Origin of the sequence: Chitinophaga sp. W3I9 (assembly GCF_050434025.1) — a bacterium.
Classification (GTDB): domain Bacteria; phylum Bacteroidota; class Bacteroidia; order Chitinophagales; family Chitinophagaceae; genus Chitinophaga.
Window position 1 is genome coordinate 38,474 of the sequence record NZ_JBNPWC010000001.1, and the last position, 14,019, is coordinate 52,492.

The window sequence follows — 14,019 nt, forward strand, 5'->3', positions numbered from 1 at the left end:
GGGTGACACAAAAAAAGAGGCCGGCTCAAATGAGCCGGCCCCTTTTTTTATTTAGAATTTAAACCCAAAGGTTATGTAGGGTACTGTTTCTTCTTTGGAATGCCCTACCACTGCGGTGATGATGAGCGCGTTGATGGGCGCAATATAAACGCCGCCGCCATATCCATCGTGCCATACGTGGGAGGTTTCATTTTCCCGCCATATGCGGCCTATATCATTGAAGGCTATCAGTCCTACGCCTGCGGGCAGCAGATATGTTTTCAGGTCGAATAACTTCACGCGTATTTCTGTATTGTTATACACGCTGGCGTCGCCGGCAAAGCGGAAATTGCGGTACCCGCGCAGGTTTTGAACGCCGCCTACGGTGAGTGCCTGGAAGTACTCGTAGTTCCCCCAAAGTTTACCACCACCAAAACGGCTGACGATTACAAAATTTGCCGGGATGCGGAAGCTCATGTATAAGCTCAGATCCGATTGCAGCGAAGTAGTATTGTGACTGTTATCATTTACACCAAAGTTACCTGCGTAGGTGGTAGTCCACAGGACACCGCGGGTAGGAATGATCTTGTTGTTACGGGTATCGATAGTAGCCACTATTTTACCACCGGCATATGCTTTATTGGCGTAGATACCAGCAGAATCCAGGCCGTTGTCTTTGAAGTCGGTAATGAAACGGTCGTGGTTTTCATCCTTATTAAAAGCGTAGTTATTGAATGTAGGACCATACGCAATGGTCATATGATTTCCTATGCTGGTACGCAGCAATGCTTCTGCTGTATAAAAGTTATACCGTGCGCGATAGTAGGAAATGGTTTTATTATCCGACTTATCGAATACGGTTTCATTTCCATACCCGAAGAAGTTGATGGTATTGTTGGGCGCTTTTGCTCTTGCAAACAGCAGCAGGTCAGATTTCCCGATGACGTCTGTATATTCTCCTTCATAGCGGAAGTTCCAGGCGCGGGTGGCTACTGCGTGGGTGGCGGTGAACAGGTGTTTAGTGGAGAACGGCTCCCGGCGCCATGCGTGGCGGGTAATAGACAAGCCTACACCGAGCAGCAAACCATCGTCGCGGTTGTAGCCACCGGCCAGTAACGGCATTGTTTTTTCGTATTGGAAGGCGCTGCGGTTATATTTGATATTAGCAGGATCGTTGGACAGGCGGCGTTGTTCATTGCCGGTGAGGGCGAAACTATCTTTGCCGGATCGCTGATCGTATATACGTACCCGTTTGCCCGCCCTGCTGGTGGTGCTGTCGATATAGGCATCTGCCTCCTTGCCGCCGATGAGACGTATGCGTATGGGCGTTGCGTTATCGCCTTTTATCACAAAGCGATCGTTGCCACCCATGCCATATACATTTACTTCTTTGGTTACAGTGGGGTCGAAGGTGCGGGAGTAGATGTTTTGCTGAACGGCTCCTTTCTTGCTGATCTTGAATATATCCAGGGCTACTTTACCACCCGGTTGTTTTTCCACGGAGATGAGTTCATTCTTTTCTGTGGCCGGCACGTCAACGCCTTTGGCGAGGAAGCGGTAGTATTTCAGTGTATTTTTTTCCAGGATGTTACGGCGGGCAGATAATTTTTCTATCATCATGGGCCCTACCAGCGACTGGATAGTATCTGGAAAAGCTTTTACAGCGGCGTTGATCACGCTGTCGGTCATCTTCCTTAAAAGCTTATCTGTTTGTTTCTTCCAATCTTCTTCATCCATTTCGTTGAGGAAAGAGCGATCGAAGTAACGGGTGCTGAAGTTGAAGCCATTGATATCCGGGATGTTTTTCCGGAAGCCCTGGATAGCCGGCATGAACCATGGGCGGGCAGCCTGGCGGGGAATAAAACCTCCGTTCAGGAAAAACGCCTGGTCGCGGTCACGGGGTACCGGGTAATAAAATTCTTCTCCTTTGTGCTTTTCCTTATACCAGCGCCACTGGTCATCGTGGCGATCGAAATCCATGATGTACATATCAAAGATGCGGGCGCGGAGCACGGATTTCTGATCTATATGTTCATCATTATCTCCCCAGATCTTTGCCAGTACCTTTGGTGTGTTGTAAGTTTTATCGTTGCTGCCGGTAACGGGTTCCCTTTCTTCAAAGAGGAATACTTCGTTTCCGTAGTCGTTTGCATAGATGCCGAGCGAGCTATCGGCGGGGAGGTATACAAAAGTAGGATTGGTGTGCGGCACGCCGGCGGCTTCTGCCAATACGCTTACTGCCAGCGGGGCGTAGGGGTTCGCGGCGGAGATCTGGTCCTGTACTACTTCGCGGGCAATGGTTTCGCGCAGCTGTTCAGGAATAGCTGCCAGCGGGAACTTTTTCAGGGAGCGCATGGACCATTCGGTGCCGGTGCTGTCTTCCAGGCGGAGGGAGTGTGTTTGTTTTCCACCGCCGCGTTGCAGGATCTTCAGGCCGCCTTTAGCGGTTTTAAGGTCCAGTACCGGGAAGTTCAACGGCGTGGCCCATACTTTCCGGTAATTTTCTCCCAGCAATTTTTTATGAAAGTTAGAGACCTGTACATACTGTGTATCGGCAGCTACCCTGATAAAGGGAGGCAGTGATGCCGGCGGAGTATAGGTAAGCGCCTGTTGCGGAATGTCCTGCAGGCGGAACAGGTTATTACTGAAAACGGGTTGTGCGCCGTTATCAGCCGTATAATACTGCACGCGCACTGTGCTGTCGGACATTAATTCGATGGTGCTAAAACCGTTATCTGTACTGGCAAAAAGGGATTTAACGCCTTTTTTTACGCGGTTATTTTTTGCGCCGCTGCCACTTACCACATAGGCGTTCTGCTGATCTTTTATAAGCTGGAGGGTGTGATCATGACCGGACACAAATACAACGGGGCCATGTGGCTTCAGGGCAGCTTCCACTCCTTTGATCATCTGCTGGTACTTTGGATTGGGAATATCTTCCGGGGTACCAAAAACGCCGCGGGCAATGGGATAGATAGAACCTATCACCGGCAGAGGCACATACAGTGCGGGGCGCAGGTCTGTTAGCGGGAAAATATGTTGCTTGATCGTATAATATCCTCCGTGGATGCCGTAGCTGCGGAAAGGGTGATGGGTAGCAAATATGATCAGTTTGTTGCGGTTGGTAGCCACTATTTCCGACAGCCGGGTAAGGATCTCGTCGTTGTCTTTACAATCGCAGGAGGATTCCAGTCCGGGTTTCTGATAAGGGAACACCCACCATTCGCTATCCATAATGATGAGGGTAATATTATCAGAGATCTTTACTTCTATGGGGCCGGGGCATCCTTCTTTGGGTTCAAACTGTACGTTATCGAGGTGTTGGGAATCCACATACTGTTGTTGGTTGCGGATAATATCCCATCCATCGGGTTTGCTTTTGTCCCAGTCGTGGTTACCGGGAATAATATACCCCTGGGCTTTGGTACCGCGTACCAGGTTGATCTGGTAGTCGATGATTTCTTTGGCTACCTGGAACTTGCTGCTGGCGGAGTCGGGTAACCCGTGCGGATATACGTTATCGCCCAGGAAGAGGATGGTATTGCGGCTGTCCTGGAGGTCGAAGGTATTGCGTACGGCATCCACTACGGAGTTTTTGCCGTTGTCGTGCAATTCCCCGGCGTCGCCGATAAGGATTACACGTTTCACTACCTGCGGCGACTGGGCGTAGGTGGTAGTACCTGTGAAGATTAGCAGGGCAATATAGATGATGGTTGATCTGATCATTTGGTCTTGTAGGTAAATTTAAGAATATTGGCGGTACCGTCGTATCCGCCTTCATTGGAAATATACATATCGCCGTTTGGCGCGAAGGCCAGTCCTTCCGGTTGAAGGAACAGGCGGTGTTTAAGGTTGTAGGCTTCCTGCACGTGACCCTGAAGATCGGCAATTACGAGCAGTCCGTTTACTGAGGCGATGATGTACAATCGCTTTTCAATGGGATGAATGGCTGCTGCAGATGGTTTGAAGAACCGCATATCAGAACCGGCCAGGCGGGCAATTTCCTGGTTATTGAATTTATAGACAGCTGTGGTATCAAATGTTTTGGTAGCCAGATCGAAGCGGTAGGCGCTGGTTACGCCAAGGCGTTTATCATCTTCACAGTTCTTACAGATCATCACAATCCCGTTATGAGCCGAATCGTAGTAGGTGGTTTCAAACTCCTTCTTCCCTGTTTTGGGCATTTTGTGATGATCGCTGTAAACGCTGTCGGTGAACAGGCCGTGGACCTGGAACAGGGAGCCGTTGCTTTTCAACACAAACCAGCCGCTATCTGTATGACAGATATCTTCATAATCCCCGTCTTTTGCAAATTTAAAATGGGGATAAGGTTCTTTTGCCAATACATCCAGCTGGTAGATGCGGCCTTCCTCATCGTTAATGGCCATGATCTTGTGCTCATCGGGGAATAATTCTATACCCGAGATTTCCTGCATAGATTCCCTGACCCTGTAGCGTACCGGCTCTTTTAAATCGTAACCACGGGGAGAGGCGTATACTTTTTGTTCCCTGTCGCTCAGATTACATGACAGTAAGAAAAGGAGAAATATTAACCCGATGCGGACATCCATAGTGTAACTTTATGGCATAAATTTAACTCAAAAATGCAGTAACTTAGGCTCAATTTGCGATTTGTAATACGCGAAATAGCGAACATACCGTTATTAGTACGATAAAAAGTACAAAGTATAAAGCGTATTTCGCAGTTCCTTATCTTAATTTTCGTCTTCCTTATGCAAAAGAATGCTATTATAGATGCAGCCCGGGACTATGTTTTAGCCCAGTATCAGCAACACCCGCGCCCTAACCTGGTTTATCATAATCTCGTACATACGCAACAGGTAGTACAGGCTGCCGGGCAAATTGCGGCTCATTACCGCCTGCAGGACGACGAATTAGCGGCAGTATATGTGGCTGCCTGGTTTCATGACGCCGGGTATCTCCTGGGCGAAGGCAGCGCCCACGAAGAAAACGGCGCCAAAGAGGCCCTGCAATTCTTACAGCAACAACAGGCGCCTGAAAATGTTCAGTCGATGGTGCAGGGCGCTATCCTGGCTACCAAAATGCCCCAGTCGCCGCACAACCTGGTGGAACAGATTGTTTGTGACGCCGACCTCTCTCACCTGGGGTCCAAAGAGTTCCCCGACCGGAACAAACTGCTCCGGCACGAAATGGAGCTCACCTACCAAACCGATATTCCCGCCATCAAATGGCTGAATACAAATATTACCTTTTTAACGGACCATCATTACTGGACCGACTATGCCCAAACTTTGTTTAAACAACAGAAAGAAGAGAACCTGGAGAAGCTGAAAAAGAAGCTGGAGAAAAAAACAAAAGAAGCAGCTGAAAATAATATCCCCGCTGTCACCGCCATTCCCGGTACAGACGTTTCCGGCGAGGCGCCTGCTACCGCCACTGAAAAAAAGAAAAAAGACAAGGGCAAGGACAAAGCCGGCAAATCGGAACGTGGCGTGGAAACGATGTTCAGAACCACTTCCACCAATCATATCCGCCTCAGCTCCATGGCCGACAGCAAAGCGCATATCATGATTTCGGTGAATTCCATTATCATTTCGGTGATATTGAGCGTGCTGGTAAGGCGACTGGAAGATTATCCGAATATGGTGATCCCGTCTATTATTTTCCTTTTCACGGCAGTACTCACGGTCATCTTTTCGGTGCTGGCCACCCGCCCGAATGTAACCAGTGGCATCTTCACCAAAGCGGATATCGAAAAGAAAGATGCCAACCTCCTGTTCTTTGGCAACTTTTATAAGATGCACCTGGAAGAATACCAGTGGGGAATAAAACAGATGATGGATGACTCTGAATTCCTGTACAGCAGCATGACAAGAGACATTTATTACCTCGGCGTAGTGCTGGGTCATAAATACAAACTGCTGCGTATTTCCTATAATATTTTCATGTTTGGTCTTATCATTTCTGTATTCGCTTTCCTGATTGCAGCAATTTTCTTCCCGGTAAAAGCATAATGATTCATGGGTGTTCCTTTATATAACCGCGATCTCAGCTGGTTATCCTTTAATTACCGGGTGTTGTTGATGGCGGCAGACCAACAGGTACCACTATACGAAAGGATTAAATTCCTTTCCATCTTTTCTTCCAACCTCGATGAATTTTTCCGGGTGAGAATGCCGGCTATACTTACAATTAACCGGGTACTGGAAAATGATCCGGCAGCCGGTGAAAATGAATCCATCAGCAGCGATACCTTACAACAGGTGCTGCAGGAAATAAACCGGCAGCAACAGGAATACGGCCAGATCTTCACCGGCAGCGTGTTGCCGGACCTGCAGACACAGGGCGTACAATTGTATTATAATCAACCCTTCCAAACTGCTCATCTCTCCTTTACAAAATATTATTTCCTTACTACTGTACTGGCCTATTTGCAGCCAGTATGGCTCAATGGGAAACATAAAAAATTATTTCTTGAAAACAATCAGCTGTACCTGGCGGTAACGCTGGTACCTGAAAATAATACGGGCATACAGGAATTTGTAATTGTGAATATTCCTGCCGACCTGCCGCGTTTTCAGCAGCTGCCATCGCTGGATGGTATTCATTACATTGCTTTTCTCGACGATATTATCCGTGCTCATTTGTCCTACCTTTTCCCGGGCTATACGGTGGAAAGTTGTCATAGTGTGAAGCTTACCCGCAATGCTGAAATGGATATGGACGAAATGAAAGGCGATATCCTGGAAGAAGTGGAAACGTTGATCCGTAAACGTGAGTTAGGCGTACCTACCCGTTTCCTGTATGACGCCGCCATTTCCCGGTCACTGCTGCATTTCCTGGCCATCCAGTTTGATGTACAGGAAGATGAACAGGTAATGGGCGGACGTTATCATAACCTGAAAGACCTGGCTAACCTGCCCGCACCGGCAGGATTACAACAGGTGGATTATCCCAAAGTAATACCTGCCGAAAACAAAGCCATTGTGGCTACCGACCGGTTGCTGGACCTCGTATTACAACAGGACCTGCTGGTACATCTCCCCTATCAGCGATATGATTACATCCTGCGCTTCTTTAACGAAGCCGCCGCAGACCCGGATGTGGCGGAAATATATGTAACGCTGTACCGCATTGCTTCCGGTTCACAGATCGCACAGGCGCTTATCAGCGCGGCTAAGAACGGGAAAAAGGTAACGGTGTTTGTGGAATTGAAAGCGCGCTTTGACGAAGCGAATAATATCCGCTGGGCAAAGAAAATGAAGGATGCCGGCGTAAAACTTATTTATAGTATTCCGGGCATGAAAGTACACGCCAAAACAGCACTGGTAAAACGTAACCGTGGATACCAGTGGGATTATTGCGGCCTTATTGCTACCGGTAATTTTAATGAAAGCACCGCACGTTTTTATACTGATCATGTTTTGTTTACCGGACATAAGGAAATTACCCGGGAGATGGAACTGCTGTTCCTCTATCTTCAAAGCAGGGAGCAACCAGCCGGTTACCAGTTTTTACAGTTCCAGCATTTGCTGGTAGCGCAGTTTAATATGACAACGCGTTTTTCCGGGTTGATAGACCGGGAAATTGTTCACGTAAAAGAAGGGAAACCCGGCAGGATCATCATCAAAATAAATAACCTGCAGGAAAGAGGGATGATCAGTAAACTGTATGAAGCCAGCGAAGCAGGCGTACAGATAGACCTGATTGTGCGCAGTATCAATTGTCTGGTACCGGATATCCCGGAAAGTAAAAATATCCGCATTACGCGTATTGTAGACCGGTACCTGGAACATGCGCGGGTATTCATCTTCCATAATAATAACCAGGAAGAAGTATATATGGGTTCGGCCGACTGGATGAACCGTAACCTCCATCGCAGGATAGAGGTATGTGTGCCGGTATATGATCCGGCGTTGCAGCAACAGCTGAAAGATATTGTTCTTTTGCAGTTGCAGGACCCTGCCAAAGCCCAGCTGGCCATCCAGCAGTATGTGCAAAATATAGTGTAAATTAGATATCCTGATTAATTGTTTTTTATGAAGAAGTTTGTTTGGACGTTGTTATTGAGTATGGCATTTGCGATTCCTGCCACACAGGCGCAAACACATGACCTGGAGCATATTTACAATCCTGCTGCTGATGCCAAGGCAGATATGGCCGCTGCTGTAAAAAAGGCAGCGAAGGAACAGAAACATGTGTTGCTGCAAATTGGTGGTAACTGGTGTATCTGGTGTAAACGATTATATAAATTTATAGAAGATGATGCCGAGCTGAAAGCGGCACTGAATGATAATTATGTAGTGTATCATCTTAACTACAGCAAGGAAAACAAGAACCTGCCTGTGCTGAAAGAGCTGGGTTATCCGCAGCGCTTTGGTTTCCCGGTGCTGGTAATACTGGATGCGAAAGGTAACCGGCTGCATACGCAGAATTCCGGTTTGCTGGAATCGGCAGATACCTATGATAAAAAGAAAGTGCAGGAGTTCCTGAAACAATGGTCACCCGCTGCGTTGCAGCCTTCCCATTATATCAACGAATAGCATCGTCATGGATAACAGCATTACCACTTTTAATACGGATGCTGTGCAATCTTTTCAGAAGTTTGCACAGCATCCGTTTAAGTTTTCGGCCTACCTGTTCTGGAAGCTGCCGGCAGCCTGGCTTTCAGGGGTGCGGTTAAAATCGCTGGCAACCAATAGCTGTGTAACCACGGTTCCTTTCCGGTGGTTGTCGCAAAACCCGTTCAGGTCTACCTACTTTGCCTGCCTGGCGATGGCTGCAGAACTCAGCACCGGTTTACCCGCCATGATGTATGTGCGCAGCGCTCCGCGGCGTGTATCCATGCTCGTTACCGGCATGGAATCCACTTTTGTAAAAAAGGCCACGGGCCCTACCACCTTTACCTGCTCCGAACTGCCGCTGCTGAGGGCTACTATAGAGCGGGCGTTAAATGATAATTCCGCAGAAACGGTAACCCTGCACAGTGAAGGCAGGGATAAAGACGGCATATTAATTGCCTCCTTCGCGATCACCTGGTCGTTTAAATGTAAATCGTAAAATGTTGAACTCCGTTCACGCTAAATTTCAGATATGAAAATTGCATTTCATGGTGCTGCACGCACTGTTACGGGATCAAAGCACCTGATCACACTTAAGAATGGCAAAAAGATTTTATTGGATTGTGGTATGTTCCAAGGCATGGGTCATGAAACAGATGCTCTTAACAGGGACTTTGGTTTTGATCCGCAGGAAGTAACGTATATGGTGTTGTCGCATGCACATATCGACCATTCCGGACTTATACCGCGACTGGTGAAACTTGGATTCAGAGGGGATATTTTCTGCACACCGGCCACCCGTGACCTGGCGGAAATATTGTTACTCGACTCTGCCGAAATACAACGCGATGATGCGAAATACACCAATAAAAAAATGGCGAAAGAAGGACTTCCTTTTATAGAGCCGTTGTATAGTGTAGATGATGCCAAACTGGCCATTGACCGGTTGAAGCCCATGGATTACCGTACCTGGACGAACATTGATAAGGACATACAGTTGATGTTCACCGACGCCGGGCATATTGTGGGCGCCGCGTCTGTACACCTGCGTATCACGGAAAACGGTAAAACAGAGCAGATCTCTTTCAGCGGCGATATTGGCCGCTATAACGATGCGATACTGAAATCGCCGGAGGTGTTTCCACAGGCAGATTACATCCTGATAGAATCTACCTATGGCAGCACGCTGCATGCAGACGCCGCTCCCGCTGATGCTGAGCTGCTGCGGCATATCCGGGAAACCTGTATGGAAAAAAGAGGGAAGCTGATCATTCCGGCTTTCAGTGTAGGCCGTACACAGGAATTGCTGTACGCGTTGAACAATGCGCAACTGGTGGGCAAGCTGCCAAAGGTTGACATTTTTGTTGACAGCCCGCTGTCGACAGAAGCAACTGCGGTTACCAAAGCGCATCCCGAAGTATTTAACAGGGAGGTGGCTGCTATTCTGAAAAAGGATGATGATCCGTTTGACTTCCCCGGGCTGCATTACATTAAAACGGTAGATGAATCCAAAGCGTTGAATTTCCGCCAGGAACCTTGCGTGATCATTTCCGCATCGGGCATGGCAGAAGCCGGGCGTGTGAAGCATCATATCGCCAATAACATCGACAATGCCCGTAATACCATCCTGATTGTGGGTTATTGTGAGCCGCAATCGCTCGGTGGTAAGCTGATGCGCGGGGCCAAGGAGGTATCTATTTATGGTACCCGTTTCCATGTAAATGCGGCGGTAGGCGTGATCCGTTCTATGAGTGCGCACGGCGACTATGAAGATCTAAGCCAGTGGCTGGCGTGTCAGCAACCGAAAGAGGTGAAAAAACTTTTCCTGGTACATGGAGAGTATGATGTGCAGCAAATCTTCAAGGCATGGTTGTTTAAAAAAGGCTTCCTGGATATTGAAATTCCGGAACGGCATTATGAAACCGGTCTTGCCTAAAATATTCCGGCAAATGGGAAGGCTTGCTACTTTCCCATTTGCTATTCTTCCACAAACGGGAACCACAGGTTCACCCTTGTTCCCAGTGCTTTCCCTTCTTCATCAGTCAGGTCTTCTATATCGAAGCTGGCATCCACATTAAAGCGGCTGTTATACAGAGAGAGGCGGTCGCGGGTAATTTGCAGTCCGCGGGATTGGTGACGGGGTTTGCTCAGGCGCTTCATGGCTGCAGATTTTTCTCTTCCGATACCGTTATCTTCTATGGTACATAAAATGCGGTCATCTACCTTTTTAAAGGTGATGGTTACTTTGCCTTTCCCTTTATCGTGCAGTAACCCGTGCCAGATGGCATTTTCCACGAATGGCTGAATGATCATGGTGGGTACATCCACCATGTTGGCGTCGAGAGTGGGGTCGACGATGATTTCGTATTCAAACTCGTCGCTGAAGCGGAGTTTCTCCAATTCCATATAATTTTCCAGCACACTGATTTCCTGGGCTACGGTGGTATTATTGAGTTGTGAATTATCGAGTACGTTGCGGATCAGTTTTGCGAAGCGGCTCAGGTAGGCCAGGGCCTGTTCTGTTTCGCTTTTCATCATAAAGGTTTGGATAGAGTTCAGCGCATTAAAAATAAAGTGCGGGTTCATCTGGGCGCGCAGCGCTTTCATTTCCAGCTGGGCAATTTGTTGTTGAATAGCTTCGCGTTGTTTTGCTTCTCTTTTAATACCTGCAATGCGAAGGCGGTAGTAGAGGTATACCAGTGAAGCTGCCAGCAGCAGGCATAATAGCCGGAACCAGGAGGTTTGCCAGAAGGCGGGTTTAATAAAGATCTGTAATGCAGTGATATGTTCAGAGAAGGTGCCCGCGGTATTTACAGCACGTACGCGGAAGGTATAATTACCGGGAGGCAGGTTGGTATATTTTGCTACCAGTAAATTATCGGTAAGCACCCAGTTTTCATCTACGCCTTCCAGCTGATAGTAATAGCGGATCTTTTCTTGGTGGTATTGCAGGCTTTTAAACTCTATGCTGATAAAGTTTTGTTTATAGCTGAGTGTAACCGGCACGCTGTCCTGCAGTGCGGCATGGATCAGTACAATACTGTCGAGTGCTTTAAGGTTTACAATAGTAACATCCGGTGGTGGCGGCGCTACGCGCAGGCTGGTGGGGTCGAAGGTAACAATATGATCAGATGCGCCTACGAGCAGGTTGCCATCATCCAGTTTTACGATGCGGCGTCTTACTTTGCGGGTGTTATCGATGATATCATCACCCTCGATGAAGGTTTCCACCCGGTTGTCTGCCACATGATAGCGATAAAATCCGTATTGGGTGGTAAACCATATTTTGCCTGGCCCATCTTCTTCCATGCTCAGTACCCACTGATCAAACAGCTTAGTGTTAATGAGGAGCGGTTTATAAGTATGGCGCAGCGTGTTATAAACCCAGAGTCCGTGATCGGTGCCGGCCAGTAATGTGGTGTCATTAAAACGGCGGAGGGAGGTAATATTGCTGTATACTTTTGCATCCAGTTCAAATGTTTGCCGGTGGGTGATGCGGCGTGAGCGGGTATTGAACTGTATAAGACCTGCACTGCTGGAGCCGAGCCACAGGAGGGAATCTCCATCCGGAACGATATCCATTACAGAAACGGGTCTTTTCAGGGAATCTGTTATTTCATGATAGTGTTGAAAAGTATTTTGTTGAGGGTTCCAGCTGGCGAGTCCGCGTTTGTATAATCCTATCCAAACGGTGGAATCGTGTTGTGGTTTCAGGTTGAGTATTGTTTGTTCGTAGAGTACGGGCGACGTGAGGTGTTTTATGAATTTCCCGGTGGCGGGATTAAACAGCGAGACGAATGCATTTTCCTGTCCGACGAGGATGGTCCCGTCTTTCAGTTCTGCGAAAGTCCATACCAGTCCCCGTTCCTCCGGGAGTGTGTATGCGGGGTCGCCATTATCGTGTACATAGTTGCGGATCAGTTCCAGGTTGGCATTTAAGCGGCTGAAGCCTTTTCCCCAGTATCCTATGTACACATCGCCGTTGGAAGCCTGGAAAACGCCGGTTACTTCCGTTGCCGGCAGGTGTTGTTGGGTGTTGGCGAAAGTGGTTCTGTTGTCGAGGATACGGAATGTTTTGTTGTGCAGGCTAAGGATATTTATTCCCAGGTCGGTACCGATCCAGAGGTGGCCTTCGCGGTCGCTGAGAAAGCAATTCGCTTCGTAGGTATAATGAAATCCTTTTTCGTCTGCATTGTCGGCGGCGATGTTCAGATCAAAGCGTTTCAGTTCGCGGTTATAGCGGAATATGCCTCCTTTTTCGGTGGCTATCCAGAGGTTTTTATCGCTGTCGGTTACCAGGTCGAAGATGGCATCATAAGCTTCATTATATTTTTTGCCTTCCGGAGCATCGAAGGTATAATGCGAGAGTTGGCGGGAAGCAGGATCGTAGTTATACAAAAGTCCGTGTCTGCCGGCCAGCCATACCTGGTGATAGGGATCGGTAAATATTTTCTTGAAGGTGTTATCGATGTTGAGTACCGGCAGTTGCTGCGGGTTATTGGCCGCATTGTATAAATTTTTCCGTTGGCGGTCAAGGATATATACACCGTGTTTTCCGCTGATCCAGAGGTTACCGCTTTCGTCTTCCATGATGGCATCCATCATCTGGATGCGGTCTTCTTCAGGGATGATAGACGCTTTCTGAAAGTGAAATAACTTTTCATCGAAGCGTAGCAGTCCGTCGTGCGTGGTGGCCCATATTACGCCATCATGATCTTCCAGGATCTGGCTGCATTGCAGTCCTTCTGGCCGGACGTCCCTGCCGGCTACCAGGAGGGCTCTTACCTGGTCGGTAGCGGGGTCATATAACCGGATGTTATCGGGTGTTCCCATCCAGATGCGGCCTTTTTTATCTTCACAAAGGCAAATGTCGTCGTAATAGATAGAGCCGGGTACCCTGTCGAAACTGGCCACTGTTACCAGGTTAGTGCCGTCGTAACGTTGTAATGCGGTGCTGGCAATCCAAATAAATCCTTTCCGGTCCTGCATTACTGCGGAAACGTGGTTGCTGGCCAGGCCGTTGCTGATATCGAGGTGGGTGAAGTTGTAGGTAGCATTTCCCCGTTTCTGGGCATTGGCGTTGGTGAGGGACAATATCATCCACAGCAGGTAAAAGCTATACCTGACTACAGTTTGCCATCGTTGGTCGTGTGCCTTTATAGGACCATTAATCATTTCAGTTTCAGGGAAAGGAGTGCTGTTGGAATAAATGTACTAAATGTTGTTGTGAATTTGTTGCAGGAGGCAACTTTGTAGCAAAACTTTCGCGGGGGAATGAGCATAAAATGTCTGAAATAAAAGAAGGACTTCTTTGCAGAAGTCCTTCTTTTTTGTACCACGTACGGGATTCGAACCCGTGATTCCTCCGTGAAAGGGAGGCGTCTTAACCCCTTGACCAACGCGGCATTTTCGTTTGGGATTGCAAAGATAGGAAAATGTTTTACAAACCAAAACTTTTTTTCGATTCTTTATCAAAGGTAAGAAGATTATGAAGAAA

At 48.0% G+C, this 14,019-nt stretch carries 8 protein-coding genes and 1 tRNA gene; 5 read left to right on the top strand and 4 right to left on the bottom strand.

The annotated features are described in order from the left end of the window. Positions 1 to 51: 51 nt before the first annotated feature. Complete coding sequence (locus QFZ51_RS00170) at positions 52 to 3,705, bottom strand: BamA/TamA family outer membrane protein (RefSeq protein WP_429042016.1); 3,654 nt, start codon at positions 3,703 to 3,705, stop codon at positions 52 to 54. After that, positions 3,702 to 4,550, bottom strand: a complete 849-nt coding sequence (locus QFZ51_RS00175) for a hypothetical protein (protein WP_429042019.1) — start codon at positions 4,548 to 4,550, stop codon at positions 3,702 to 3,704. Before QFZ51_RS00175 ends, QFZ51_RS00170 begins: the two co-directional genes overlap by 4 nt. Before the next feature lie 162 nt (positions 4,551 to 4,712). Here QFZ51_RS00175 and QFZ51_RS00180 point away from each other — a divergent pair, with 162 nt between their 5' ends. From QFZ51_RS00180 to QFZ51_RS00200, 5 genes are read left to right on the top strand one after another with little or no spacing between them, the layout of a single operon-like run. Continuing rightward, positions 4,713 to 5,975: a Pycsar system effector family protein gene (locus QFZ51_RS00180; protein WP_429042021.1), complete on the top strand. Its 1,263-nt coding sequence runs from the start codon at positions 4,713 to 4,715 to the stop codon at positions 5,973 to 5,975. Between the two features lie 6 nt (positions 5,976 to 5,981). Next, complete coding sequence (ppk1, locus tag QFZ51_RS00185) at positions 5,982 to 7,973, top strand: polyphosphate kinase 1 (RefSeq protein WP_429042023.1); 1,992 nt, start codon at positions 5,982 to 5,984, stop codon at positions 7,971 to 7,973. A gap of 27 nt (positions 7,974 to 8,000) precedes the next feature. Beyond that, positions 8,001 to 8,504: a thioredoxin family protein gene (locus QFZ51_RS00190; RefSeq protein WP_429042026.1), complete on the top strand. Its 504-nt coding sequence runs from the start codon at positions 8,001 to 8,003 to the stop codon at positions 8,502 to 8,504. A gap of 7 nt (positions 8,505 to 8,511) precedes the next feature. Beyond that, positions 8,512 to 9,021 carry a DUF4442 domain-containing protein gene (locus QFZ51_RS00195; protein WP_429042028.1) on the top strand — a complete coding sequence of 170 codons (510 nt, stop codon included), beginning with the start codon at positions 8,512 to 8,514 and terminating at the stop codon, positions 9,019 to 9,021. A 33-nt stretch (positions 9,022 to 9,054) separates the two neighbouring features. Next, positions 9,055 to 10,458 carry an MBL fold metallo-hydrolase RNA specificity domain-containing protein gene (locus QFZ51_RS00200; protein ID WP_429042031.1) on the top strand — a complete coding sequence of 468 codons (1,404 nt, stop codon included), beginning with the start codon at positions 9,055 to 9,057 and terminating at the stop codon, positions 10,456 to 10,458. A 41-nt stretch (positions 10,459 to 10,499) separates the two neighbouring features. Here the strand turns inward: QFZ51_RS00200 and QFZ51_RS00205 are convergent, their stop codons facing one another. Continuing rightward, positions 10,500 to 13,697 carry a two-component regulator propeller domain-containing protein gene (locus QFZ51_RS00205; RefSeq protein WP_429042032.1) on the bottom strand — a complete coding sequence of 1,066 codons (3,198 nt, stop codon included), beginning with the start codon at positions 13,695 to 13,697 and terminating at the stop codon, positions 10,500 to 10,502. 158 nt (positions 13,698 to 13,855) lie between these two features. Further along, a tRNA-Glu gene (locus QFZ51_RS00210) sits at positions 13,856 to 13,927 on the bottom strand. Positions 13,928 to 14,019 lie beyond the last annotated feature (92 nt).